The following is a 23895-nucleotide window of genomic DNA, read 5'->3' as shown; positions in this document are numbered from 1 at the left end:
GTGCTGCGCTTCTCCGCCTTCAACCAGCGCACCACCCCGGAGATCGACGGGGTGGTGAGCCGCGTCTCGGCGGACGTGACCACCGATCCGAAGACCGGGATGAGCTTCTACACCGCCCGCATCCGGGTGCCCGAGGATCAGAAGGACCGCCTCGGCCCCCTGCGGCTGGTGCCGGGGATGCCGGTCGAGACCTTCATGCAGCTCGGCAACCGTTCCGTGCTCAGCTATCTCACCAAGCCCCTGACCGACCAGATCGCCAAAGCGTGGAAAGAACGCTGACACCGGGCGCCTCCAAGACTCGGGGCGCGAATCCGCCCGCGGCTCACGCGTGGGCGAGCTCGGCGGCAAGGCGGGCCAGGGCCCCCTCCGGGTCGATCAGGGTCTCGAGGATCGAGAAATGATCCGCTCCCTCCAGCGCGAGGCAGCGTGTCTCGAGACCCGCCGCGGCACGGGCGGCGGCATAGTCCCGTGACTGGCGCCGGAGCTCGGGCAGCTCGTCCGCCCCGTAGGCGAGGACGAGCGGAGCGCCAGGGCGGGTCATCCGGCGGATCGGCGACAGGATCTCGACCTCCCCCGGCGTGAGGCGAAGGGCCTCGTCGAGGGTGGTGCCGCGGATCGGCGCGAGATCGAAGATCCCGCTGATCGCCAGGCCCGCATCGGCCTCGGGCCCGTCGAGCGCCAGGGCGGCGAGGTGTCCGCCCGCCGACCAGCCCGAGACCACGAGGCGCCGGCGCCCGAGACCGGCCGCTGCGTCTCCGGCGCGCAGGGTGCGCAGGGCCGACCGGATCTCGGCCGCGATCCGGGTCAGGGAGGCATCGGGTGCCAGGGTGTAGCCGATCAACGCCACGTCGAGGCCGAGGGCCAGCGGTCCCTGCGCCAGGCAGGCGAAGCCCTCCTTGGCATTGCGCTGCCAGTAGCCGCCATGGATGAAGGCCAGGAGCGGCGCTCCCGGACGGCCGCAGCCGAAGCGGTCGATCCGGTTGCGGGGTCCGGCATCATAGGGCGGACCCGGATCGTAGGGCAGGTCGAGGCTGTGGCCCGGTCGGGCCCGGAAGGCTGCGCTGCGCGCCCGCCATTCCGCGAGACGGGCGGCGCTGTCGGCCACCGCGGCGGAATTGTCGTAGGCCCGGCTCAACGCCGCGCGATCGAGGTCGCGCCACTCCGCCTCAGGCATCATCGCCGGTTCCCCGATACCAATCGACGAGGTCGCCCCCTTGCGCGAACCAGAGGTCGTCGCGGGCGCACAGCGCCTCGAGGAGCCGCTCCAGCAGGCCGATGCGGTGAGGCACCCCGGTGATATAGGGGTGGATGGCGAAGCTCATGACCTTCGCGCCGCTCAACGGTCCGTCGCCCGCCGCTTCCGCCGCGAGGCGATCGACCTGGGCCAGCGCCCGGGCCACGAACTCGTCGGCGCGATGGTGCTGGATCGCCAGCAGGGGGATGTCGTTCAGTTCCACCGAATAGGGCAGGGCGATGAGGGGCTTCGTGGCCGTCGTGATGCGGCTGGGCCGGTCGTCCACCACCCAGTCGCCGACATAGTCGAGGCCTGCGGCGGCGAGGTGGTCCGGGGTGTCGAGGGTCTCGGTGAGGCCGGGGCCGAGCCAGCCGCGCGGGTTGGCGCCCGTCACGGCCCGGATCGCCGCGAGGGTGCGGGCGATCATCGCGGGCTCGTCCGCGATCCGGTGGGTCGGCACCTGGTGGAAGCCGTGACCCATGAACTCCCAGCCGGCGGCATGAGCGGCTTCCGCCACGCGGGGATAGGTCCCGCAGACCGAGCCGTTGATCGACAGGGTCGGGCGCAGGCCCCGCGCCGCGAAGGCCGCGAGGACGCGCCAGAACCCGACCCGCATCCCGTACTCGTGCCAGCCCCAGTTGGCGAGATCGGGCAGCAGCGGCGCGCCCGTCGGCGCCACCAGGATCTGGCGCGGCATCGGGTTGTCGATGAGCCAGTGCTCGACATTCACCACCGGCCAGATCGCCACGTGCTTACCTCCCGGCAGGGCGAGGCGGGGGCGGTCGATGGCGGCCCGGTAGGCGAGGCGATGCTCGGGGCGGCGGGGATCGGAGATATCGGGTTCGGTCATGGGCGGCGATGCGGCGATGGCGATGAAACGCTGGGTCGCGGCGGCGGCCCGTTCAAAAGAGGCGCGTCCCCCTCTTTCTTCGAGAGAGACGACCCGTCACGGCCGCCCCTCACGCCGCCACGCGGCCGTGGTGGCTGTGAAGCTGGGCCGAGAGCATCCGGCGCACGTCGTTGAAGGCCGGGCTCGAAACGTCGCGGCGGCGGGGCAGGGTGATGTCGTGGACGGCGTCGATGCGGCCGGGGCTCGGTGACATCACCACCACGCGGTCGGCGAGGAAGATCGCTTCCTCGATGGCGTGGGTGACGAAGAGCACGGTGAGCCCGGTGCGACGCCACAGGTCGAGGAGTTCGTCCTGCAGGCGCTCGCGGGTCATGGCATCGAGGGCCCCGAACGGCTCGTCCATCAGCACCACCTCCGCCTCGTTGGCGAGGACGCGGGCGATGGCGACGCGCTGCTTCATGCCTCCCGAGAGCTGGTGGGGATGCGCGTCCGCGAAGGTACCGAGGCCGACGAGGTCGATGTAGCGGGCCACCGTGTCGCGGATCTCAGCCGCCGGACGCCCGCGCGATTTCGGACCGAAGCCGATGTTGTCGCGGACCGAGAGCCAGGGGAACAGGCCGTAATCCTGGAACACCATGCCGCGCGAGGAATCGGGGCCCGCGATGGGCTTGCCCCACATCAGGGCCTCGCCGGAGGTGGCGGACTCGAAGCCCGCCGTGATGCGGAGCAGGGTGGACTTGCCGCAACCCGAGGCGCCGAGCAGGCAGACGAACTCGCCGCGCTTCACCGTGAGGTTGGCGCCCTTCAGGGCCGTGACGGTCTTGCCCTGGACCGCGAAAGTCTTTCCGACGTCGCGGATCTCGAGGATCGGGAGGGTCGGATCACCCATGAGAGGGACTCCAGGCGAGGAGACGGCGGCCGATCCCCATGACGATCCGGTCCGACAGGAAGCCCGCGACGCCGATGACGATCATGCCGCAGATGACGATCTCGGTGCGGGAGAGCTGGCGCGCCTCCATGATGATGGCGCCGAGGCCGGTCTGCACACCGGTCATCTCGCCGACCACGATCACCACCCAGGCGAAGCCGAGGCCGAGGCGCAGCCCCGTGAAGATCGACGGCAGGGCGGCGGGCAGCACCACCCGGGCGAACTGGGCCGAGCCCCGGCAGCCGAGCATCGCGGCCGCCTCGAACAGCCGTGGCTCCACCGAGCGCACCCCGAAGATGGTGTTGACGAGGATGGGGTAGAACGCCCCGAGGAAGACCAGGAAGTAGGCCGAGCGCGGCCCGAGGCCGAACAGGATCATGGCCAGCGGCAGCCAGGCGGTGACGGGCACCGGCCGCAGGATCTGGAACGTCGGATCGAGCAGCTGGCGCATCAGCGGCACCCGCCCGATGAGGAGACCCAGCGGCAGCGCGAACAGCACCGCCAGGGCGAAGCCGCCATAGACCCGCGACAGCGAGGCGCCGAGATGCGTGAGCAGGGTGGCGCTGAAGGCGTCGTCGTTGATGCCCCCCACGGCGAGGTCGACCAGCGCCGTCCACACCTCGGCGGGCGGCGGGATCAGGCTGTAGGCCCGGCCGGTGGTCAGGACATGCCAGACCACCACCAGCACGGCCGGAATGGCGACCGCCAGGGCGGCCTCGCGCAGGCGCCCCCAGGGTAAGCGGCTCCAAGTCAGCGCGGGGCGCGGACGGGGCGCCGCCTCCGGCACGGGGGCCGCCGCGACGGCGGCCTGTGCCGGGCTCACGCGTCCCTCATCGCGTCGACGAAGCGGGTGTCGATGAAGGTCGAAAAATCGGGCAGGCGCTTGATCTGCTTCAGGGCCAGCATGCGGTCGGCATAGACCTTGGCCTGGGCGATCTCGGTCTCGCCCAGCTTCCACTTCAGCTCGACGTTCGGGGCGGAGAGTTCCAGCGCCTCGCGCTTCTGGCCGAGCTTGGCCACCGCCATGGCGATCATCGCCTCGCGGTTGCCCTGCGCGAACTCCGTGGCCTTGCGGTGGATCTCCAGCATGGTGCGGACGATCTCGGGCCGCTGCGCCGTGGTGTCGGCATGGGCGCCGAACACCATGTTGAGGGCGCCCATCTCGGTGCCGTAGGGATACTCGACGAGGGTGCCGATGCCGCTGGCGAGGCTCACGCCGGGGGCCGGCTCGGCGCCCACATAGGCGTCGATGTCGCCGCGTGCCAGCGCGATGTGCATCTCCGAGAACGAGATCCGCACCGGCGTGATGTCCTTCACGCTCATCCCCTCCTGGCGCAGGCGCTCCAGGGCGAAGACCTCCTGGGTCGAGCCGGGCCAGAGGGCGACGCGGCGGCCCTTCAGGTCCTTGAGGGTGGCGATACCCGCATCCTTCTTGGCGATGATCGCCATGCCGCGGTTGCAGGTGGAGGCGATGATCACGAGGGGCTCGCCCGCCGCCGCCCCGAGGGTGCCGGCCGCGATGCCGAAGGTCCCGAAATCCACCGACTTCGTCACCACCGCGTTCTTGCACTCGGTGGGGCTCTCGAACGGCACGACCTCGACCTTGTACCCGGTCGGAGTGAACTGCTCGTAGAAGTGCGGTGCGATCGAGTGGATCAGCTTCAGGGAGCCCATCCGGATCACCGTCGGGCCTTGCGCGCGGGCCGGGCGGGGGAGGCCGAGGGGCGCGGCCAGGATGCCAGCGCCGAGGCCGGCCAGGAGGGTGCGACGGCTGATCATGGCAGGGCTCCGGAAGGCACGTCTCGTGTGCCGAGGCTCAAATCTCGTGGGCCGAGGCTAGGGCTGTCGTCTGTTGCACGCGAGTGCTGTTTCTTGACTGCCCCGTTGCCGGTCGGGCAACAGGGTGGCGTGACGGTCGGGCTCCCGCGATGAAGCACTTGCGCATTCTCACCTACGTGGCCGAGGTGGCCCGGCACGGCGCGATCCGCCGGGCGGCGGAACGGCTCAACATCACGCCCTCCGCCCTGACCCGGCAGATCCAGGACATCGAGTACGAGCTCGGCACGCCGATCTTCGAGCGGGTGGCGCAGGGCATGCGCCTGAACGCCGCCGGCGAATTGCTGGTGCGCCACATCCGCGACCAGCGCGCCGACCTCGACCGGGTGCGCTCGCAGATCGCCGACCTGTCGGGAGTCCGGCGCGGCCACGTGGCGCTGGCCTGCAGCCAGGCCTTCGTCAACCACGTGGTCCCGGACGAGGTCGAGGCCTACCGGGCGCAATTCCCGCAGGTGACCTTCACCGTGCAGGTGCGCGACCACGTCCAGGCGGTGGCGGCGCTGGCGCAGTTCGAGGCGGATCTCGCCCTGGTGCTGCAGCCGCCGCCCTCCGCCGACATGCAGGTGCTGTTCTCCTGCCGCCAGACCCTGTGCGCCCTGGTCCGGGCCGGGCATCCCCTGGCCGCCGAGGCCGGGCCGGTGCGCCTGCGGGACTGCCTCGCCCACCCGATGGCCCTGCCGGACCGGTCGCTCGCCATCCGCCACCACCTCGACGACGCGCTGGCCCGCCGCGGCACGCCGCTGACGCCCGTCATCGAGTCGAGCTCGCTGGAATTCCTGCGCAACCTCGTCCTGCGCGAGGACGCGGTCAGCCTGCAGGTGCCGAGCGGCATCCCCGACGATCCGCGCCTGCGCTTCCGCCCCATCGACGCCCGCGACCTCGCCCCGATGACGCTGATCCTGGGACAGTTGCGCGGTCGCACCCTGCCGGTGGCGACGGCCAAGTTCGCCGACCGCTTCGCCAGCAGCCTGCACCAGCGCTATGGCCTGGAGGCCGCGTGATGGCGGAGGCGGGGATGCGCCTGCGCGACGGTGTCGTCTCGATGAACGCTGCGGCGCGCGGACGACGGGCAGCGGCGGGCTGGATCGGCCTCCTGGCGACCGGCGCGGCCCTGGCGGTCGCGGCGGCGCCGGTGCTCGCACCCGCTGTCCTCGCGGGCCGCCTTCTCGCGGCGACCGACGATCCCGGCACCCTGGCGGAGATCCGCCTGGAACGGGCGGCCACGCCGCAGCGCCTGGCAGCGGGGCTCGATGCCGCCCTCGCGGCCGAGGACGAGGATCTGGCGCTGAGCTTCCTGGCTCTGGCCGATGCCCGCGGCCTCCCCGTCGATCCGGATCGGCGCCTGCGCGTCGAGGCCCTGGCGCAGGGACGGGTGGCGCGCGCGGCGCGGGATTTCGCCACCGGCGCGGTCTCGGGCGAGGCGGAGGGAGCGGCGGGTCTCGCGGGATCGCTCGCCGCCGACGTCACCGGCCTCGGCGACATCCGCGACCTCCTGCGCGAGGGAACGCGCTACGCTCGTGCCGAGCCCTACGATCCGCTTCTCCTCGGCATGGCCCTGGTGGGCCTGCCGCTCACCGTCGCCACCTGGACGGCCGGAGCCGGGGCGGGCCCGCGTGCGGGCATGACCGTGCTGAAGGTCGCACGGCGCGGCGGCCGGCTCTCACCGGCGCTCGCCGCGAGCCTCGGCCGCACGTTGCGCGCCGGCCTCGATCGCGAGGCCGTGGCCCGCGCGGTCGCCGCCTCGTCCCGCCTGGACCTCATCGGCGCGCGGGCCGCCGCCGGTCTCGCCATCCGGCCCGGTACGGTGGCGCGGCTGACGACCCTGGCCGGCGATGCCGTCGTGCTCGGGCGCCGGACCGGCCAGCGCGGCGTGCTGCAGGTGCTCGGTCTCGCCCGCGATCCGACCGATGTGGCCCGCGCGGTCCGCCTCAGCGAGCGGCTGGGACCCCGCACCCGCGCCGCCCTGGCGCTCCTCGGGCGTGGGGCGCTGGCACTGGCCACCGGGCTCGCGGCCCTGGCGAACGCCCTCCTGGCGGGCCTCGCCTGGTGCGTCGGGCTCGCCCTGTTCTGCCGTCGCCTCGGGCTTCTCCTCGGGCGCGCGCTGTGGCGGCGGCCCGCACGCCGGGATGCCTGAACGCGATCTTGGCCCATCACGGTTTCGCCCTGGCGGTGGCGGTGGCGGTCAGCGCGACGGTGCCTGCTGATGGGTCTCGGGAGGGAGGGCGAGGCGGAGGTGCGTCGCCCTGCGCCGCTCCTTCGCGGTCCGGATCGCCGCCGCATCGTCGGCATTCGCGAGCTTGAACGGGTTGACGCCCGCGATGCCGCCGCTGTCGGCGGCGCGCTGGAGCTCGACCCGCCGTTTGACCCGCGAGGCCTAGTCGATGGCCACAGCGCTCAGACCCGTCAGGACCGGGAAGACGAGGGCTGCAAGAACAAGGACGCCGCCGCTCTGGCTCTCGCGAAACCCGGCAGCAGACTTGATAGCAGACGTGGTAGCAGGCGTGGCGGCTTTGTCGGCTCTCATGAGGCCACGTTGCCTCAGGACCGTTTATCGACATCCTGAATTTGTATGCCGAAAACTTCCATTCATCGCCCGGTGGCGCGGATCAGGATTAAGGCAATTCTTCCTGACGCGAGAAATAACGGGGAATGGGAATGAGTCCGGCCGGCCTCATGCCCGGCGGCCGAGTCCCTTCAGAAAGGCATCGACGCAAGCGGGATCGAAATGACGACCGGATTCCGCCTGGAGGTGGAGCACCGCATCCGTATGCGACCAGGCCTTCTTGTAGGGCCTGTCGGAGGTGAGCGCATCGTAGACGTCCGCCACCGCAACGATCCGCCCGGAGAGCGGAATGTCCTCTCCGCTGAGACCGGCCGGATAGCCGCCGCCATCCCAACGCTCGTGATGGGTTGCGGCGATCTCTGCCGCGAGCTGGACGAGGTGCGAGGCACTGCCTTCGAGGATGCGGCGGCCCCGTTCGGCATGCGTCTCCATTTCGCGGCGCTCCTCCTCCGACAGGCGTCCGGGCTTGCGCAGAATGGCATCCGGAACGCTGATCTTGCCGACGTCGTGCATGGTGGAGGCGAGACTGAGTTGCTCCACCCTCTCCGGGGCAAGCTCCAGTTCTTCGGCGATCAGGGTCACGGATTCCGCGACCCGCGCCACATGGTTGCCGGTCTCCGTATCGCGATGTTCGGCGGCCTTCATCAGCAGGTTGATGATCTCGCGCTCGCGCGCGGCGATCAGCGCCGTGGCGGCCTTCACCTCGCGATCGAGCCAGGCCACGCGGTCGATCTGCACCCGGCGCGCCTGGTTGAGGGCGAGAAGGTTCGTGACGCGGGACCGCACCTCGATGGGATCGAAGGGCTTGTTGAGAAAGTCGGTGGCCCCGGCGGCGAGGGCTTCCCGGCGCAGGCTGCGCTGGTCCAGGCTCGTCACCATGATCACCGGAACGTGCTCGAAGCCCGCAACCATGCGGGCGGTCCGGATGAAGTCGATGCCGCTCATGCCCGGCATCTCGAAATCGCAGATCGCGACGCCGATCTCCTCCGGATCCTCGCGGACGAAGGCCAGGGCATCCGCGGGATCGAGGAAATCGCGCGGGATGCAGCCCGGCAGGTCGCGAATGGCCTCGACCATCAGCAGGTTGTTGAGCGGCGCATCATCCAGAATGAGGACGAACATCGGAGCAACTCTGGTTCCATCTGCCGTGTTGAGGGTTTCCTGACCGGGAAGGCCTATCGCCCGGGCGCTTAACGAAAGCGCCCGGGCACGAGGGGTCCTCCTGGATCGGAGATGAGAGCGCAGGCCTCACCGAAGGCCGAGCAGCTCAAGCGCGCTGGTCGGCCCAGGATCACGCCACAGGATCACGCCACAAGATCCCGCACCTAGACCAGACGCAGTTCGGCGAGCGGCAGGGCCGCAGATGGCAAGGGTACGAGCGACAGGTCGACGCCCTGGACCGCCAGCCCGGATTCCGGTGGGGGCGTCGGCTCGCAGCAGACGCGATTCCGGCCGTCGGCCTTGGCCCGGTAGAGCGCAGTGTCGGCCCGTTGCGTGACGCCCTCGAAACTCGGCTCGTCCGGCCCCATCATGGCGGCCCCGATGCTGACCGTCACGGGCAGCGCCCCGGCCGGAAGGAGAAACGGCCGGTCCGCGACGCTCACCCGCAATCGTTCGGCGACGAGCTGAAGTTCCTGCGGATTGGCGCCCGGAAGTACGACGAGGAACTCCTCGCCGCCCCAGCGCGCGATCATGTCCGTCGCCCTGAGGGCGGCCTTCATCCGGGCCGCGAACGCGGCCAGGATGAAATCCCCGCCCTCGTGGCCATACCGGTCGTTGATGGACTTGAAGCGGTCGATGTCCAGGATCAGGACGCCGCCCACCGGATGCTGACCCGGGGCCGGGAAGCGGTGCCGCAGCATCTTCTGCAGGCCGCGGCGGTTGGACAGCCCCGTGAGCGGATCGGTCTCGGCCTGACGCAGCAGCGTGCGATTGGCCCGCTCGGCCGCCATCGCGACGTATCCGAAATAGACGAAGACGCCCATGACCTGATCCAGGATCATGGAGGCGCGCTCGCTCTCGGCCGAGGCCATCGGCCAGTCGGTCCCGACCAGGACCAGGATCGAGGCGATGAAGACCAGCGCATAGGACCCGAAAGCGAAGGACTCGATCGACTGCGACCAGAGACGTTCGGTGCCGGGCGACAGGCGCACCGTCTCGTAGGCCGACAGGAGGACCACGACGAGGCAGCAGGCGAAGACGGCGGCGAAGGCCAGCCGGGTGGGGGCCCCGGCCCAGAGCAGGAGCGGGTGGAGGACGCCCGGAAGGGCAACCAGCGCGAGGGCGAGATCGATCCTCACGGGGCGGCCGAAGAAGCTGCGCAGGCCCGTCCAAGACAGGACCAGACTTCCGCCGTACAGCCAATAGACGATCATCGTGATCCAGAACGGAGGCGAAGTCTCCGAAGGAACCCGCATCATGATGAGCGACCCGAGCATCGACGCTCCCATGGCGCCCATCCATTGCCAAAGATACGTCTGCTGGCGCTGGCTAAGGGCCATCACGAGGAAAACGACGACGTAGGCGCACCGACTGGCAGCGCTGGCAAAGTGCAGCGTATAGAGATCAAGCATCATTGCATATCGCTCCCGGCAAGAACGAACTCGCCGCTAAACAATCCTTCCGGTCACTGATGGCGATCATAGCTCTTCTCATTCAAGAGAAACCGAGATCCCCGGGGACGCACATCATCGGCACACATCGATATTATGACTTTTATCTGAATAATATAAATGCAACCGGTGGTTATTCACCTGCAAGACCCTAGAGAACGACATTTAAAGACACGGAAATCAGCATACTTAAGAGTTTTATCAATTCTCCTGGCTAGGTCATGCCTGGACCCCTCGGAACGCTTCGCCGCTCCGGTCCTTAGAGCCCCCGAGATCGTCGCGCGGTCCGGACCTCCGAAAGCACACCCCATGTCGACGCTCCCCGCTCCCGCAAGCCTGGTCCTCTCCGGTTGCTTGGCCGGCGGCTTGGCCGGCGGCTTGATCGGATGCTTGGCCGGTTGCCTCGCGCTCGCGCCGGGAGTCGGGGCTGCCCAGGCGGCGGAGCCGCCCCCGCGTTCCCTCGATACGGCGGAGCCGTCACCCCCGCCCCCCGACAGAACGGAGACGGGCCTGCGGGCCGGGGACTGGCTCGTGCGCGGCCGCCTGATGGGGACGATCCCCGTCGAGCAGACCTCCCGCATCGCCATCGTGGGCGGGCAGAACAAGACGCCCACCGCTCTCCTGCCGGACGGCGACGTGTCGTACTTCCTGACGGATCACATCGCCATCGAGGGCCAGGTCGGCGCGGTCCGGATCCGCCCGAAGATCCGGAATTCGCTGGTCGGCGACCTGGCGATCGGATCGATCTGGAACGCCGCCGCCATGGCGATCGTGCAGTATCACGTCCTGCCCGGCGCGCGCTTCAATCCCTATCTCGGGGTCGGCGTCGCCGTGACCGCCCCCATCGCGATCAACCCGGCGAAGGAGATTCCCGACTTCTCGCTCAAGGCGCAGACCAGCGCCGTGCTCCAGGCCGGCTTCGATTATCACCTCGTCGGCAACTGGTTCGGGAACGCCTCGGCGAAGTACGTCTTCGTGCCGCGCCAGTCCTACACGATCGCCGGCGTGGCGGTCGCGGTCGACCTGAACATGTTCGTCGTGGGTGCGGGCCTCGGCTACCGCTTCTGAGCCGTCCCGTCCGGCCGGCGCCCCTTACAGATCGAGCACGTCCACCGCATCGCCGAGGCGCGCCCGGGCGAGGTCCGCCACGTGCCGGTGGTGGGTGAACAGGATCGGCTGGATCGTGTCGCCCACCGCCGCGAGGGCCTCGAGTCCGTGGGCCGTGCGGGCATCGTCGAAGGTGAGGAAGAGATCGTCGCCGATGAAGGGGGCGGGCTCGGCGCGGGTGGCGTAATCCTCCAGGTAGGCCAGCCGCAGGGCGAGGTAGAGCTGGTCGCGGGTGCCCTCGCTCAGGCCCTCCACGGGAACCAGGGGGCCGGTGGCGCGCCGGCCGGCGAGGCGGGGCGTGTCGGAGGCGTCGTAATCCTGGGCGAGGCCCGAGAAGGCTCCACCCGTGAGGGCCCGGAACAGGTCGCCCGAGCGGGTGAGGAGCGGGTCCTGCTGGCCGGCGCGGTGGCGGCCGATGGCGGTCCCCAGCATCAGGCTGGCGAGCTTGAGCACCGCCCAGTGCCGCGCATTGGCCTGAAGCTCGGCCTCCGCCGCCTTGCGCTGGGCGAGCGCCAGTTCGGCGCCGATGCCGTTCTCCAGTTCGGCACGGCGGCGCTCGTGCCGGTCGCGATCGGCGAAGGCGATCTTTCCGCGCCGGTCGAGGTCGTCCTCCTCCGCCGCGAGATTCGCGAGCAGGCCCTCGATGTCGTCGCCGGTCAGGGCGGAGCGTTCGTCCCGCAGGTCCGCCTCGGCATGGCCGTCGGCCATGCGCGCCAGTTCGGCCCGCCGCTCGGCAAGCTCGGCCTGGCACGCCCGGCGGGCCGTCAGGCGGGCATGCAGCACCTCCGGATCGGTGCCCGGCGGCAAGGCGCCCGCCGGCCCCTCCGCCAGCAGGCCGGCGAGTTCGGCGCGCGCGCCCTCCGCCGCCCGGGCCGCCTGCGCCCGGGCGGCCTCGGCCGCGTCGCGCTGGCGCGCCAGCTCGGTCCGGCGGGTCTCGCCCCGGAGGGCGTTCTGCAGGCGGGTGTGGAGCGCCTTCATCGCGGCCGTGGGGGGCAGGGCGGCGAGATCGGGCGCGACCGCCTCGGTCAGGCGCGCGACCGCGTCCCGATAGGCGTCGAGGTCGCGCAGGATGCCGTTGACCCGGGCGAGGCGGTTGTCGCGCTCGGACAGGGCCGCCGGCACCGCCCGCCACGCCACGAGGGCCGCTTCGGCCTCGTCCGGCCCGGCCTCGGCCGCCAAGCCGAGTTCGGCGAGGGCAGGCCCCCAGGCCGTGCGCCACGCCGCCTGCCGGGCCACCCCGTCGGCAAGGGCCGCCTCGGTGGCGCCGATCTGCTCGGCGGCCGCCTCGGCGCGGCCCTTGGCCTCGCGCACCGTGTCCCAGCGCTGGGCGAGTTCGGCGAGCCGGTCCTCGAGCCGGGCCAGCATCCGCCCGACATCGAGGCCGTCGAGGTCGGACAGGCCGGCCCGGCGGCTGAGATCGGCGAGGGGCGCCCGGCAGGCCTCGACCCGGGCGGCCATGCGGGCCTGCTCCAGCCGGGTGGTTTCCAGACCCTGGGCCGAATCCTGGAGGGTCTCGACCTCGGTGAGCCAGGCGGCCATCTCGGCCGGGGCGGCGGGGTCGATTCCGCACGGCGCCCAGGCCGCGCGCCAGGCACTCGCGCCCTCGGCGAGGCGGGCGTCGCAGGCGGCGAGCGCCTCCGCGGCGGCGGCGGCCTCGGCTTGCTCGGCCTCCAGGCTGCGATGATCGGCATCCTGCTCGGCGACACGGGCGGCATCGGCGACGAGATCGTCGGCCGCGCGATCGGTGGCGGCCAGGGCCGCGCCGAAGCGGGCGAAATCCTCCGGCGCCCCGCCGGGGAGGGCGGCCAGGAGCCCGTCGCGGCGGTTGCGCAGGGCCAGGAGGTCGTCCCGCGTCGGGATCGGCCGCCCGGCGGCGCGGGCTCGCAGACGGGCCTGGCGCTGGGCCACCGCCGTCTCCGCCACCGACAGCCGGTCGGCGGCCCGGTCGCGCTCGCGCATCGCCGTGTCGAGGGTGCGCCGGTATCGCGTCACCGCCTCGGCCGAGGGTGGGCGCCCGGCGGTGAAGGCCGCCAGATCCGGGATCGGGGGGCTGAGGCGCGCGGCCTGCGTCCGGATCGAGGCGGCCTCGCGGGTCAGGGCACCGTCGATGTCGTCGCACCGGTCGAGATCGCGCCGCAGGGTGGCGAAGGGCTTGAGGTCGGCCCGCAGCGGAGTCGGATCGACGAGGCCGCCGGCGCCCTGAAGGGCGGCGGCGAGCCGGTCCCGCTCGCTGCGGCGGGCGGCGAGGTCCTGGCGCAGGCGGGCGAGCGCGGCGGCGTCCTCGCGGCCGGCGCGGATCAGGCCCTCGACGCGGGTGCGCGCCGCGTCGGACGGCTGGCGGGCGCGCAGGGCCTCGGCATCGGGCAGCCCGATCCGGGCCGCGAGCTGGGCCAGTTCGCGGGCGAAGCCGTCGGCCTCGCCCTGGATGCGGGGCAGGTCGAGGCCAGCCTTGTCGAAGCGGTCGGTGCCGCGGAAGGCCTCCAGGATCGCGTCGGCGCGGGCGAGCACACCCTCGTCCACCGGCACCTGCTCCAGGGCCAGGACCGCCTCGGCGGCAGTGGCCTCGGTGCGGGTGACGGCCTCGCCCGTCGCCCGCAGGCTCGCCAGCGCCTGTCCGAGCCGATCGATCCAGGCCTCCGGGACGGTGACCAGATCGGCCCCGGCCTCGGCCCGCAGGGCCACCGCGTCGATGGCCTGGAGCAGGGGCCCGACCCGGCGCAGCCGGGCGAGGCGGGCCTGCTCCACGGCGAGGCGCCCTCGCGCCGCCTTGATCTCGTCGAGTGCGGCGCCGGCAGCCTCGATCTCGCCGTTGAGGTCGCGCCAGTCGCCGGCCCGGAGTTCCCCGGCACGAATCGCCTTGCGGGCCTCGTCGTAGCGGCCGAGCGCCTGGTAGAAGGTCCGGCTCTGGGCGGCGCGCGGCATGAAGATGCCGGCGGCCTCCCCGTCCAGTTCGGCCTGGAGGCCGCTATAGCCGCGCAGGCCGGAGGCCGCCGCGAACAGGCTGGCGCCGACCTCGCCCTCGGCATCCATCATCTCGGCCGCCCCCGCCCGCAGCGAGCGGGCGTCGAGGCCGAAGGCGCGGCAGAACACGTCGCGCGACAGGCCGCCGAGGAAGGGCGCCAGGGCGTCCTCGGGCAGGGCCGCGTCGGCGGCATCCACGAGGGTGTTCCGGGTGCCCTTGCGCCGCCGGAAGCCGAGGCGGCGACCGTCGGCGGCCCGAATCTCGGCGCCGATCCGCATCTGGGGCATGTCGTGCAGGAAGTCGTAGCGGGTGCGCGTCTCGATGCCGAACAGGAGATCCGTGACGGCGCTCAGGGCCGAGCTCTTGCCGGCCTCGTTGGCCCCCAGAACCACGTGCAGGCGCGCATCCTCACGAAACGTGACGGTGCGGCCCGTGAAGGGGCCGTAGCGTTCGAGGGCCAGCGAGAGGAGACGCATCGGGACCTTGGGCGGCGAGTGTCCGGGAGTCGGAGTCCGACGTTTGGTCCCCGCCGGCGATCTCCGCAAGCGGCCGGTCGGGCCCCGCACATGGCAGACCCGTCACCCCGCCATCTCCCGAGCCGTTTTCCGGAACGTGCACCGGAGACATGAGCCAGGGACGGGCGCCGGTTGCGGACCAGCGACACGCCCGCTCCGCCGAGCCGCCGTCTGGCGTTTGTCGGGGAGTTAAGTGGAAACCGGTTCTCCCGACAGGACAAACGAGAACGAAAGCCTCTAGCACGTGCGGCCGGAGAGGCGACCGAGGATCACCGCCTCGGCCTCCGCGCAGAGCGCATCGAGATCGGCGCCGAAATCCTCCGCCTCGGCGAGCCCGCCCGGCATCTTGGCGGTGATCTCGGCGAGCGCCGCCCGGGCGCGGGCGCGGAACTCGGGGTCGCGGTCCACCGCCTCCAGCAGGGTAGCGGGATCGATGGCCGCGAAGGCGTCGGGCCGCGCCTCGGTGACGGCGCGGCTCGGGCGGGCGGTCTCGATCCTCAGGCGCTCCAGCCAGAGATCCTCGTGGATGCGGTGGGCAGCGGCCTGAATCTCGGCGGTGAGCCCGTCGCGGTCGGCCGCGAGGCGGTCATGGGCGGGGGTCTCGCCGTGCAGCCGCACCCGCACGGCCATGAGCCGCTCGGCGGCCGCCGCGCCGAGGGGACGCAGGGCCTCCTCGATGGCGACGACGGCCTCGCGCTCGCCGGCCAGACCGGAGAGATCGACCTCCAGGTGGTGGAAGCGGGCCTGGTCGACGATCAGGCGCTCCACGCCCTGGACCCGTCCGTCGGCGACGGACACCGCGACGGCGCCCTTGGGGCCGCATTCGCGGATGCTGCGCCCCTGGAGATTGCCCGGAAACACGATCCAGGGGTCGCGGGCGAGTTCGGCGTAGTCGTGCACGTGGCCGAGCGCCCAGTAGGCGTAGCCCCGCCCCGTCAGGTCCGCCACCGAGCAGGGGGCGTAGGTGGCGTGGGCCGCATGGCCGGTGCAGGAGGTATGCAGGATGCCGATGTTGAACCAGCCCGGAAGGGCGGCCGGGTAGGTGAGGGCGTAGTTCTCCTCCACCGCCCGGTTGGGGAAGCTGCGCCCGTGCAGCGCCACCTTGAGCTCGTCGAGGCGGTGGGTCTCGGCCCGGGTCGCGGAGAAGCTGCGCACGGAGGCCGGCAGGGTGATGGAGCGGGTGATGACGCTCTCGGCGTCGTGGTTGCCGCGTACCAGGATCACCGGGATGCCGGCCCGGTCGAGGCGGGCGACTTGCCGGGCGAAGAACAGCCCGATGGTGTTGTCGGACCAGTCGCCGTCATAGACGTCGCCGGCCACGATCAGGAAGGCGACGCTCCGCTCGATCGCAGCCGTGACGAGGTCCTCGAAAGCCCGTCGGCCGGCCGAGGCGAAGCGCCGGGCGATGTCCGGATCCTTGAGGGCGAGCCCGCTCAGCGGGCTGCCGAGATGCAGGTCGGCGGCGTGGATGAAGGTGAAGGCGGACATGCTCGACGGGTCGCAGGCCTTGAGCCGGGCCGGCAAGGTCGCGGGTTTGGCCACCGAATGCAACGGGGCCGCGGAAGACCCGATGCGGAAGACCCTACAGGAAGTGGCGGTACACCACGTTCGTCTCCGATTCCGGCTGACGGGCGGCGTCGCTGCAGGTCGCGGCCGCGAACGGCGAGATCAACGCGAAAACGGCCAGGAGCCAGCGGATCGAACCTGCGACAAGCATGGGGAATCTCCTGGGCCGGATGTGGAACGAAGCGTCACCTGCGATGTCTGGGGCCGAGGCCCGCCTTGTTGTAGGAAGGCCGAGGGCCGGTCGGCGGTGCCCTGACGCACGCGCCCCGCATCGGGCCTGCCTTGTGGATGACCGCCATCACCAGAGGCGGGGCGCCGAGTTTGGGCGTAGGGCTGCGCCTCGGTGAGATCGTCGAGACGGCATGGGACCATCGACCACAGGGCCTTCGATCCTGGATCGCGTCCGCTTCGCGAAATGCCGGGCGCTGATGGAGCGCGGCGCCACGTCCGGAGAACGGGCGGCGGCACGCGCCGCCGCGACCCGACTGGCCGCGGCGGCCGGCCTGAGCCTGGCCGAAGCGCTGGCCCTGGTCGATCGAGCCCATGCGCCGCGACCCGGCTCGGCGGATGCGCCGCACCGGCCCCAGCCCACCGGCCCCTCCCCGTGGACCCGGCCGGACCCGGCCCCGAAGCGGGCTGGTGAGCCGAAGCCGCCTCCCGAGCCGATCACGGCCGACGAGGTGCGACGGCAGAAGGAGGCGGACGAGGCCCGGCGGAAACGGGCGGCAACCCGCGCGGCGAAGCGACCGCGCCCCGTCGATCCCGCATGGGAGCATTGGTCCGCCGAGGTCCGCGACGCCCAGGCCGCGCGGGACCGGGACTGGGCAGAACGTCGGCAGTCCGGCACCGCCCCTCGGTCCTCGACACGCATCTCCGAGTGATCGCAACAGCTCGGCTCGCACCGGCCTGAAGCGGGCCGTGTAGGCCGAGACAGTCTGGGCCGAGATAGCCGGAACCAGGACCGTCGACGATCCGGTCCGGTCCCCTCAAAAAAATATAACAAACATCAAAATTTGCAGCAGGACTCCCTGTTCGATCAGACTTTATCTATGATACACATCACCCGGAAGAGTATAACGTCGAATATTTCCGCTGAGTGATATTCAATTTCAATGCAACCTACGGAATATCGCGGCCGATCTGGGGAGCCTGAAGGCAATCCCAGAGAGGATGATGGCGGAGATGGTGTGAAACCCAGCTTGAACACTAAGCGGGGGCCGAGCGCTTCGCGAAGTTAAACTTGGCACGTCCGAAGGAATCCCGATGCGGCTCACGCTGTACACCGATTACGCCATCCGCATCCTGATGTATCTTGGCGTCAACGGCGAACGTCAGAGTTCGACGGCGGAGATCGCCCGCGCCTATCGGATCTCGGAGAGCCATCTCACCAAGGTGGTTCACAAGCTGGGACAATTGGGAATGATCCGGACCATGCGCGGCCGCGGCGGCGGGCTGCGGTTGGGAAAGCCGGCCGCGGAGATCCGTCTCGGCACCGTCATCCGGGCCACGGAGGAGGATTTCGCGATGGCGGAATGCTTCGCCGGAGGCGCCTGCCTCCTGACTCCGGCCTGCCGCCTGCGGCAGGTTCTGGCGGATGCGCTGACCGCGTTCATGACGGTTCTCGACCAGGTCACCCTGGCGGATCTGATCGGCGAACCGCGGGCCGAGATCGCCGACCTGCTCGGCCTCGAGCCATCTCACGCCCGGGCGCTCGCCTGAACCGGGCTTTCCGCCGCCGCACACGTCCCTGTTCTCGGATCGTGCTCCTGGGATCTTGCCCCTGGGATCTTGCCCTCAGACGAACTCGACTTCGAGCTGTCCCTCGCTCCTGAGCACGATCCGGCACAGGCGGGAGACCTGGTCGGCCCCGATCGCCAGCTTGAAGGTCTCCGGCACGCCAGCCGTGCTGACGATCCGCAAGCCCGCCCCCGTCTCGGACAGGCCGCGCACGGTACAATCGAGGACCGAGCGACCGCCGTTGAAGGTGATCTGGCCCGCCTTCAGCACCCGACGGCGCAGGGGCTGCGACGGGAGCGGGGCGGCAGTCGGCGTCCAGGCCGCGCAGCGGTTCCGCCCCCCGGTCTTGGCGGTGTAGAGGGCGGCATCGGCATGCCCCAGGAGGGCATCGAGGCCGTTCACCGAGGCGTCCAGCGCCGCGACGCCGAAGCTGGCACTCACCCGAAGGGGGCCCGGGGCGGTCGGCACCTGCAGCTGGACGACGGACGCGCGCAGCTTGTCGGCGACGATCATCGCCGCGGCCAGATCGGTGTGCGGCAGGAGAACCGCGAATTCCTCGCCCCCCACCCGGCCAAAGGCGTCGGACACCCGAAGCCCCCTGCGGCAGCTCTCGGCCACCTCCGACAGGACCCGATCGCCGACCGGGTGGCCGTGCAGATCGTTGATGGCCTTGAAGTGATCGAGGTCCATCATGATGCAGCTCAGGGCGTGGCGATGCCGCAGCGCCAGGTCCAGGGTGCGTTCGCATTCCGCCCGGAAGGCGCCGCGCGACAGGGCGCCCGTGAGACTGTCGGTCATGGCGATGCGACGCAGCTCCAGTTCGCTCATCACGATCTTCGCGAGGTCGGTGAGCGACGCGACCGCATCGTCGGGGAAGGGGCGCGGCCGCGTATCCATGGCGCACAGGGTGCCGATGCTGTGCCCCTGCGGCGTGCGCAACGGCGCACCGGCATAGAACCGGATATGCGGCGCGCCGACCACGAAGGGATTGCGGGCGAAGCGATCGTCGGCGGTGGTATCCGGGACCACGAGGGCGCGCGGCGCGTGCCGCGCGACATCGCAGAGGGCGGGTCCCCTCGGGGTCTCGCAGGCGTCCACGCCCGACCGCGCCTTGAACCACTGGCGATGTCCATCGATCAGCGTGATGGTCGACATCGGCATGTCGAAGATCCGCCGGGTCAGCCGGGTGATGCGGTCGAACACTTCCTCCTGCGGGGTGTCGAGGATGTCGTAGCGGTCGAGGGCCGCCAGTCGCTCCTGCTCCTCGAACTGCGCTTCGGCCTGCATGATGCGGTCCCGTTGAATCTTGTCGATGCCCGGAATTATCTTAAGATATCTTACGAAAGACCTCACACGAGCTTGGGTAATTTTTTACAATCCTGAGATGCTCCGACTTGATCGGAAAGCCATGCCGAACCGCCCGCCGCGATCCGGCATCAGTAGCTCTGCGTCGGCCGGTCGAGCACGGTCCGGCCCATCAGGCTCGCGGCGAGATCGACCATGAGATGCGCCGTCCGCCCCCGCTCGTCGAGGAACGGATTGAGTTCGACGAGGTCCAGGCTGCCGACGAGGCGGGAATCGTGCAGCATCTCCATGATCAGGTGGGCCTCGCGGAAGGTCGCGCCGCCCGGCACCGTCGTGCCGACCCCCGGGGCGATGCCGGGGTCCAGGAAATCCACGTCGAGGCTGACATGCAGGCGGCCGCCGGCCGCCGCGACACGGCCGAGGAACGCCCGCAGGGGTGCCACGACCCCGGCCTCGTCGATGCTGCGCATGTCGTGGATCAAGACGCCGGCCTCCAGCACCGCCACGCGCTCCGCCGGATCGAGGCTGCGGGTGCCCATCAGGCAGACGTTGCGCGGGTCGATGGGGGCGGGCGGCGCCGGCAGGAAGGCGGCGAAGCCCCGGCGCCCGGTGGCGTAGGCGAGGGGGACTCCGTGCAGGTTGCCGCTCGTCGTGGTGTCGAGGGTGTGGAAATCCGCGTGCGCGTCGAGCCAGAGCACGAAGAGCGGACGCCCTTCCTGGGCCGCCCGGCGGCCGAGTCCCGACAGGGTGCCGGCCGACAGGCTGTGGTCGCCACCGAGGAAGATCGGGAGCGCGTCGGCGCTGTGCGCATAGGCGGCCGCCGCCAGGACCTCGGTCCAGGCCGCGAAGGCCCCGAGATGGCGCAGCGCCCGGTTCGGATGGTCGCGCGCGACGATGGCGGCCGGCGCGAGGTCGCCCGCATCGACGATGTCGAGGCCGAGGCCCGACAGGGTCTCGGCCAGGCCGGCCGCCCGGTAGGCGCTCGGCCCCATGTCGCAGCCCAGGCGACCGGCCCCCTCCTGGACGCGGGCGCCGAGGAGGATGCAGCGTCGGTTCGTCATGCGGTCTCTCGCTTCGCGTCGCCGGAAGGGCCGATCGCGCGCCCTTGCCGAGAAAAGTCCTTTTGCCCCGGATCGCTCTCGAACGAGAATCGGGTCTGCCGACCCTGCAACCCTGCCGGAGCGTCCCTTGCCAGGGACGTGCCGCGATCCGGCACGATCCGCGCTCGATCTTCGTCGAACCCGTCTCTTTTCCGATGACGATCCTGCGGGACGGTCTCGTCGACTCTTTCTTTCATCTCATTTAGAGAACAAAGCCATCTCGACGTTCTGTTGGATCGAATGATGGGGTTATGGGACGGTCCGGGCTTCAACCCGGAGCCGACCATGTCCATCCGTTCCCCACAGGCAGATCGCCACCCGGCCGCCGCGACGCTGCGCCTGATGGTTTCCGGCACTGTGGTTCCCGGCCTCGGGCTCTGCCTCGCGGTCACCGCAGGGGCGATGCTGCTTGAGGCGGCGGAGGTCGCCGTCTTCGGCCGGGCTTGGCTCGAGTCCCTGGTCCTCGCCATCCTGATCGGCACGCTGGTCCGGAGCCTGTGGGTTCCGGCACCGGGCTGGCAGCCCGGCATCGCCTTCGGGGCCAAGACCGTCCTGGAGGTCGCCGTGGTGCTGCTGGGCGCCTCGCTCAGCCTGGGCACGCTGTGGGCGGCGGGACCCGGGCTCCTCCTCGGCATCGCGGGGGTCGTGGCGGTCGCGATCGCGTCGAGCTACGGCGTCGGCCGGGCGCTCGGCCTGCACCACCGCATGGCGATGCTGGTGGCCTGCGGCAATTCCATCTGCGGGAATTCGGCCATCGCCGCCACCGCGCCGGTCATCGGGGCCGATGGCGAGGAGGTCGCTGCCGCCATCGCCTTCACGGCGGTGCTCGGCGTGCTGGTCGTCCTGCTGCTGCCGCTGCTCGTGCCGCTGCTCGGCCTCTCGCCGATGCAGTACGGCGTGCTCGCCGGCCTCACGGTCTATGCCGTGCCGCAGGTCCTCGCCGCCACCGCACCCATCGGATTGCTCAGCGTGCAGGTCGGTACCCTGGTCAAGCTCGTGCGGGTTCTGATGCTCGGCCCCGTGGTGCTGGCGCTCTCTTTAAGCCGGCCTCGGCCAGGGCCGGACTCGGGGCCGAATTCGGGACGGGATCGGGCGGAGGGCCGCGTCGCGCTGCACCAGCTGGTGCCGTGGTTCATCCTCGCCTTCCTGGCCCTGGCGGGGCTGCGCTCGGCCGGGCTGATCCCCGAAGCGGCCCTTCCGGCCCTGTCCGGCAGCGCCAACCTCCTCACCGTGGTGTCGATGGCGGCCCTCGGTCTCGGGGTCGATGTCCGGGTCGTGGCGCGGGCCGGCCTGCGGGTGACGTGTGCCGTGATCCTCTCCCTGCTGGCGCTGGGCGCGGTCAGCCTCGGGCTGATCCACGGCCTCGGCATCCTGTAGAGTTTGGCAGGGATCCGTGAAAACCGGTTATCCCGGCACGACAAACGAAAACGAAAGACCTTGGCCGCCGTCAGGCCTCGGTCGCCGCCGCGATCAGGGCGAGCAGCGCATCCGCCGCGCGGCTGCGATAGCGCGCCCGGTGGCGCAGGACCCGGAAGGGCCGCGACGGCAGGGCGAACCGGGCCCGCACCAGGGTGCCGGCGCCCAGGCCCCCGGAGACCACCGAGGCCGAGAGCACGCTCGCTCCGCCACCGGCCGCGACGGCGGCCTGCACCGCCTCGTTCGAGGGCAGTTCCAGGGCCACCGTGAGGCGGCCGGGCGACAGGCCCTTGGCCTCCAGCGCGGCCTCGAAGGCCGAGCGGGTGCCGGAGCCGGGCTCGCGCAGCACCCACGGCGTCGCCGTGAGATCGTCGAGGCCGATCGCCCGGTCCTCCGCCAAGGGATGCCCGGGCGCCACCACCAGCACCAGGTCGTCCCAGGCCACATCGGTGCTGGCGAGCGCGGGATCGTCGAGCACGCCCTCGACGAAGCCCAGTTCGGCCCGGCCCTCGCGCACGGCAGCGGCCGCGTCCGCCGTGTTGCCCACCTCCAGCCGGATCGCGATCTCGGGATAGGCCCGGCGGAAGGCCACCAGGTGGCGCGGCAGCCAGTGGCTGGCGATGGTCTGGCTCGCCTGGATCGCCAGGGTGCCCCGGCGCAGCCCGCTGAGATCGGCAAGCACCAGCTCGGCCGCCTCGGCCCGGGCCAGCACGGCCCGCGCCTCCGCCAGGAAAACCCGGCCGGCCTCGGTCAGCTGGATGCCGCGCCCCACCCGATGGAACAGCTTGGTGGCGTGGCGGCCCTCCAGGGTGGCGATGGCGGTGCTCACCGCCGACTGGACGAGGTTCAGCGCCTCGGCGGCGCGGGTGACGTGCTCGCGCTCGGCCACCGCCACGAAGATCCGCAACTGGTCGAGGGTCATGACGGGAGGTCGAGGGTCATGACGGGAGGTCGAGGTCCATAGCAGGGTCCCTTGCGGACCGCCCGCCCGGGCCCGCGCCACGCTTTATTAACCACTGCGACCCCAGCTTGGCCACGCGCCCGTACCGCCGTCGATCCGCGATACGGGCCGGGGCGGGAGCCGGGGCGGGAGCACGGGACGGAGGCCGAGGACGGCATTCGCGCCGCGATCGCGCCGGCGCGTCGGAAATTCATCGGCCCGTCCTTAATCCCGCCCGTTTCTCCGAGCCCATTGGGAACGGCCGGGATCCTGGAACACGCAGCCGTTGCGGCCTCGGACAAGGAGTCTACCCCATGATCAAAACGCTGCTGGCGCTCTTCACCGTCGCCGCCGTCCTGACGATCCGGGCGTTCCTGAAGCTGCTGTGGCTGCCGTTCCACAGCTTCGGCGGCCTCCTGCGCGGCCGGCCAGCCGCCACCTGATCACCAGACGCGCAGCCGCGGGCGAGCCGCCGCGGCGCCCGCGCCCCGGCAGCATCGGGCCATCCCGCGGGATGAGACCGATCCAACGGCCCGAATCGATACCCCCGCGGACCCGGCGAGGATCGGAAAGCCGTTCCCAGGCGCCGTCCCCGGACGATCGGCAATGGACCCGCACGCCACGTCGAGACTCCTGATCGGGTCGTCAGACCGTGCCGTCACGACGGCCGCGATCACCGGTCCGACGCGGCGAGATTCATTGACCCGACCTTTCAACGCGACATCGCGCCGTCCTCGAAAGCCAGGCGGCCCCTGAATATCCGGTGCGGGCGCACTTCGGACGCGACCACGAAGGTCCGTCCTCTTGACGCTTCGACCGAACAAAGTCCCAACGGTCGGGCTGCTTCCCCCACCCTGCGGTGCGCGAAGCGCCGCCTCGCCCTGTCCTGCCGGATCAGGCCCGGATGGCTTCGAAGCCCTCGAAGCTCGGGTGCCCGTGGTAGAGGGGATTCGCCGAGGGCAGGCGGCGATGCGCCGCCTGGAATTGCTCCGACTGCGTCCACGCATCGAAATCGGTCCTCGATTGCCAGACGGTGTGCGAGGCGTAGAGCACGTGGTCGTCGGCCTCCGGGCCGCGCAGCAGTTCGAAGGCGACGAAGCCCGCCATCTCGCCGAGGCGGCTGTCGCGAGTGAGCCAGACCTGCTCGAATTCGGCCTGGGCCTCCTTGACGACCTTGAAGCGATTCATGGCGATAAACACGGAAAACCTCTTGGATGATCTGAT

The 23895-nt window shown here is 71.0% G+C and carries 21 protein-coding genes and 1 pseudogene; 8 read left to right on the top strand and 14 right to left on the bottom strand.

Going from position 1 to position 23895, the window contains the following annotated elements:
* Positions 1-279: pseudogene (locus tag ASF57_RS22110) on the top strand (HlyD family secretion protein); the annotation flags it as partial.
* 43 nt (positions 280-322) lie between these two features.
* Here the strand turns inward: ASF57_RS22110 and ASF57_RS22105 are convergent.
* From ASF57_RS22105 to ASF57_RS22085, 5 genes are all read right to left on the bottom strand, one after another.
* Positions 323-1177 (bottom strand): alpha/beta hydrolase, encoded by an 855-nt coding sequence (locus ASF57_RS22105; RefSeq protein ID WP_348528152.1) that lies wholly within the window; start codon positions 1175-1177, stop codon positions 323-325.
* The gene (locus ASF57_RS22100) at positions 1167-2084 is read right to left on the bottom strand and encodes a polysaccharide deacetylase family protein (RefSeq protein WP_056487444.1); all 918 of its coding nucleotides are present in this window, start codon (positions 2082-2084) and stop codon (positions 1167-1169) included. The genes ASF57_RS22105 and ASF57_RS22100 overlap by 11 nt, the downstream gene beginning before the upstream one ends.
* Positions 2085-2193: 109 nt before the next feature.
* Positions 2194-2973, bottom strand: coding sequence for an ABC transporter ATP-binding protein (locus ASF57_RS22095; protein WP_056487442.1), 780 nt, complete (start codon positions 2971-2973; stop codon positions 2194-2196).
* Positions 2966-3766 (bottom strand): ABC transporter permease, encoded by an 801-nt coding sequence (locus tag ASF57_RS22090; RefSeq protein ID WP_244477062.1) that lies wholly within the window; start codon positions 3764-3766, stop codon positions 2966-2968. The genes ASF57_RS22095 and ASF57_RS22090 overlap by 8 nt, the downstream gene beginning before the upstream one ends.
* A gap of 65 nt (positions 3767-3831) precedes the next feature.
* Positions 3832-4791: an NrtA/SsuA/CpmA family ABC transporter substrate-binding protein gene (locus tag ASF57_RS22085; protein ID WP_056487439.1), complete on the bottom strand. Its 960-nt coding sequence runs from the start codon at positions 4789-4791 to the stop codon at positions 3832-3834.
* A 149-nt stretch (positions 4792-4940) separates the two neighbouring features.
* On the opposite strand from ASF57_RS22085, the gene ASF57_RS22080 reads away from it, so the two are divergent.
* Both ASF57_RS22080 and ASF57_RS22075 read left to right on the top strand, forming a co-directional pair.
* Complete coding sequence (locus ASF57_RS22080) at positions 4941-5849, top strand: LysR family transcriptional regulator (RefSeq protein WP_056180971.1); 909 nt, start codon at positions 4941-4943, stop codon at positions 5847-5849.
* Between the two features lie 14 nt (positions 5850-5863).
* Positions 5864-6982, top strand: a complete 1119-nt coding sequence (locus ASF57_RS22075) for a hypothetical protein (protein WP_056487436.1) — start codon at positions 5864-5866, stop codon at positions 6980-6982.
* A 537-nt stretch (positions 6983-7519) separates the two neighbouring features.
* Here the strand turns inward: ASF57_RS22075 and ASF57_RS22070 are convergent.
* Together ASF57_RS22070 and ASF57_RS22065 are read right to left on the bottom strand one after the other, a co-directional pair.
* The gene (locus ASF57_RS22070; protein ID WP_056487433.1) at positions 7520-8533 is read right to left on the bottom strand and encodes an HD domain-containing phosphohydrolase; all 1014 of its coding nucleotides are present in this window, start codon (positions 8531-8533) and stop codon (positions 7520-7522) included.
* Between the two features lie 203 nt (positions 8534-8736).
* Positions 8737-9987 carry a GGDEF domain-containing protein gene (locus tag ASF57_RS22065; protein ID WP_056487429.1) on the bottom strand — a complete coding sequence of 417 codons (1251 nt, stop codon included), beginning with the start codon at positions 9985-9987 and terminating at the stop codon, positions 8737-8739.
* Positions 9988-10332: 345 nt separating this feature from the next.
* On the opposite strand from ASF57_RS22065, the gene ASF57_RS22060 reads away from it, so the two are divergent.
* Positions 10333-11091 carry an OmpW family outer membrane protein gene (locus tag ASF57_RS22060; RefSeq protein WP_056487425.1) on the top strand — a complete coding sequence of 253 codons (759 nt, stop codon included), beginning with the start codon at positions 10333-10335 and terminating at the stop codon, positions 11089-11091.
* A gap of 24 nt (positions 11092-11115) precedes the next feature.
* On the opposite strand, the gene ASF57_RS22055 is transcribed toward ASF57_RS22060, so the two are convergent.
* From ASF57_RS22055 to ASF57_RS27325, 3 genes are all read right to left on the bottom strand, one after another.
* Positions 11116-14568 (bottom strand): YhaN family protein, encoded by a 3453-nt coding sequence (locus tag ASF57_RS22055; protein WP_056487423.1) that lies wholly within the window; start codon positions 14566-14568, stop codon positions 11116-11118.
* Positions 14569-14844: 276 nt separating this feature from the next.
* Positions 14845-16095: a DNA repair exonuclease gene (locus ASF57_RS22050; RefSeq protein WP_056487556.1), complete on the bottom strand. Its 1251-nt coding sequence runs from the start codon at positions 16093-16095 to the stop codon at positions 14845-14847.
* Between the two features lie 94 nt (positions 16096-16189).
* A complete protein-coding gene (locus tag ASF57_RS27325; RefSeq protein WP_274533540.1) occupies positions 16190-16324 on the bottom strand; it encodes a hypothetical protein in 135 nt (44 codons plus the stop codon).
* Between the two features lie 211 nt (positions 16325-16535).
* Between ASF57_RS27325 and ASF57_RS22045 the strand changes: the two genes are divergently transcribed.
* A complete protein-coding gene (locus ASF57_RS22045) occupies positions 16536-17054 on the top strand; it encodes a hypothetical protein (protein WP_056487420.1) in 519 nt (172 codons plus the stop codon).
* A 382-nt stretch (positions 17055-17436) separates the two neighbouring features.
* A complete protein-coding gene (locus ASF57_RS22040; protein ID WP_056487417.1) occupies positions 17437-17892 on the top strand; it encodes an Rrf2 family transcriptional regulator in 456 nt (151 codons plus the stop codon).
* 75 nt (positions 17893-17967) lie between these two features.
* Here ASF57_RS22040 and ASF57_RS22035 read toward each other — a convergent pair whose 3' ends face one another.
* Positions 17968-19197, bottom strand: coding sequence for a sensor domain-containing diguanylate cyclase (locus ASF57_RS22035; RefSeq protein ID WP_056487412.1), 1230 nt, complete (start codon positions 19195-19197; stop codon positions 17968-17970).
* A 149-nt stretch (positions 19198-19346) separates the two neighbouring features.
* Positions 19347-20276, bottom strand: coding sequence for an arginase (gene rocF, locus ASF57_RS22030; RefSeq protein ID WP_056181003.1), 930 nt, complete (start codon positions 20274-20276; stop codon positions 19347-19349).
* A 381-nt stretch (positions 20277-20657) separates the two neighbouring features.
* On the opposite strand from rocF, the gene ASF57_RS22020 reads away from it, so the two are divergent.
* Positions 20658-21692, top strand: coding sequence for a putative sulfate exporter family transporter (locus ASF57_RS22020; protein ID WP_056487552.1), 1035 nt, complete (start codon positions 20658-20660; stop codon positions 21690-21692).
* A 70-nt stretch (positions 21693-21762) separates the two neighbouring features.
* On the opposite strand, the gene ASF57_RS22015 is transcribed toward ASF57_RS22020, so the two are convergent.
* Positions 21763-22653 (bottom strand): LysR substrate-binding domain-containing protein, encoded by an 891-nt coding sequence (locus ASF57_RS22015; protein WP_056487405.1) that lies wholly within the window; start codon positions 22651-22653, stop codon positions 21763-21765.
* A 332-nt stretch (positions 22654-22985) separates the two neighbouring features.
* On the opposite strand from ASF57_RS22015, the gene ASF57_RS27320 reads away from it, so the two are divergent.
* Positions 22986-23114, top strand: coding sequence for a hypothetical protein (locus ASF57_RS27320; protein ID WP_274533541.1), 129 nt, complete (start codon positions 22986-22988; stop codon positions 23112-23114).
* A gap of 451 nt (positions 23115-23565) precedes the next feature.
* On the opposite strand, the gene ASF57_RS22010 is transcribed toward ASF57_RS27320, so the two are convergent.
* Positions 23566-23871: an antibiotic biosynthesis monooxygenase gene (locus tag ASF57_RS22010; RefSeq protein ID WP_056181271.1), complete on the bottom strand. Its 306-nt coding sequence runs from the start codon at positions 23869-23871 to the stop codon at positions 23566-23568.
* Between the last annotated feature and the right edge of the window lie 24 nt (positions 23872-23895).

Source organism: Methylobacterium sp. Leaf117, from assembly GCF_001422985.1.
Classification (GTDB): Bacteria; Pseudomonadota; Alphaproteobacteria; order Rhizobiales; family Beijerinckiaceae; genus Methylobacterium.
Note: the sequence above shows the minus strand (reverse complement) of the source record. Positions and strands in the feature narration are given on the sequence as shown.

What these genes read in the sequence shown, in the direction of transcription:
- ASF57_RS22105 (WP_348528152.1), bottom strand. Translation starts at nt 1,177, where the DNA reads ATGATGCCTGAGGCGGAGTGGCGCGACCTCGATCGCGCGGCGTTGAGC.
- ASF57_RS22100 (WP_056487444.1), bottom strand. Translation starts at nt 2,084, where the DNA reads ATGACCGAACCCGATATCTCCGATCCCCGCCGCCCCGAGCATCGCCTC.
- ASF57_RS22095 (WP_056487442.1), bottom strand. Translation starts at nt 2,973, where the DNA reads ATGGGTGATCCGACCCTCCCGATCCTCGAGATCCGCGACGTCGGAAAG.
- ASF57_RS22085 (WP_056487439.1), bottom strand. Translation starts at nt 4,791, where the DNA reads ATGATCAGCCGTCGCACCCTCCTGGCCGGCCTCGGCGCTGGCATCCTG.
- ASF57_RS22080 (WP_056180971.1), top strand. Translation starts at nt 4,941, where the DNA reads ATGAAGCACTTGCGCATTCTCACCTACGTGGCCGAGGTGGCCCGGCAC.
- ASF57_RS22075 (WP_056487436.1), top strand. Translation starts at nt 5,864, where the DNA reads ATGCGCCTGCGCGACGGTGTCGTCTCGATGAACGCTGCGGCGCGCGGA.
- ASF57_RS22070 (WP_056487433.1), bottom strand. Translation starts at nt 8,533, where the DNA reads ATGTTCGTCCTCATTCTGGATGATGCGCCGCTCAACAACCTGCTGATG.
- ASF57_RS22065 (WP_056487429.1), bottom strand. Translation starts at nt 9,987, where the DNA reads ATGATGCTTGATCTCTATACGCTGCACTTTGCCAGCGCTGCCAGTCGG.
- ASF57_RS22060 (WP_056487425.1), top strand. Translation starts at nt 10,333, where the DNA reads ATGTCGACGCTCCCCGCTCCCGCAAGCCTGGTCCTCTCCGGTTGCTTG.
- ASF57_RS22055 (WP_056487423.1), bottom strand. Translation starts at nt 14,568, where the DNA reads ATGCGTCTCCTCTCGCTGGCCCTCGAACGCTACGGCCCCTTCACGGGC.
- ASF57_RS22050 (WP_056487556.1), bottom strand. Translation starts at nt 16,095, where the DNA reads ATGTCCGCCTTCACCTTCATCCACGCCGCCGACCTGCATCTCGGCAGC.
- ASF57_RS27325 (WP_274533540.1), bottom strand. Translation starts at nt 16,324, where the DNA reads ATGCTTGTCGCAGGTTCGATCCGCTGGCTCCTGGCCGTTTTCGCGTTG.
- ASF57_RS22045 (WP_056487420.1), top strand. Translation starts at nt 16,536, where the DNA reads ATGGGACCATCGACCACAGGGCCTTCGATCCTGGATCGCGTCCGCTTC.
- ASF57_RS22040 (WP_056487417.1), top strand. Translation starts at nt 17,437, where the DNA reads ATGCGGCTCACGCTGTACACCGATTACGCCATCCGCATCCTGATGTAT.
- ASF57_RS22035 (WP_056487412.1), bottom strand. Translation starts at nt 19,197, where the DNA reads ATGCAGGCCGAAGCGCAGTTCGAGGAGCAGGAGCGACTGGCGGCCCTC.
- rocF (WP_056181003.1), bottom strand. Translation starts at nt 20,276, where the DNA reads ATGACGAACCGACGCTGCATCCTCCTCGGCGCCCGCGTCCAGGAGGGG.
- ASF57_RS22020 (WP_056487552.1), top strand. Translation starts at nt 20,658, where the DNA reads ATGGTTTCCGGCACTGTGGTTCCCGGCCTCGGGCTCTGCCTCGCGGTC.
- ASF57_RS22015 (WP_056487405.1), bottom strand. Translation starts at nt 22,653, where the DNA reads ATGACCCTCGACCAGTTGCGGATCTTCGTGGCGGTGGCCGAGCGCGAG.
- ASF57_RS27320 (WP_274533541.1), top strand. Translation starts at nt 22,986, where the DNA reads ATGATCAAAACGCTGCTGGCGCTCTTCACCGTCGCCGCCGTCCTGACG.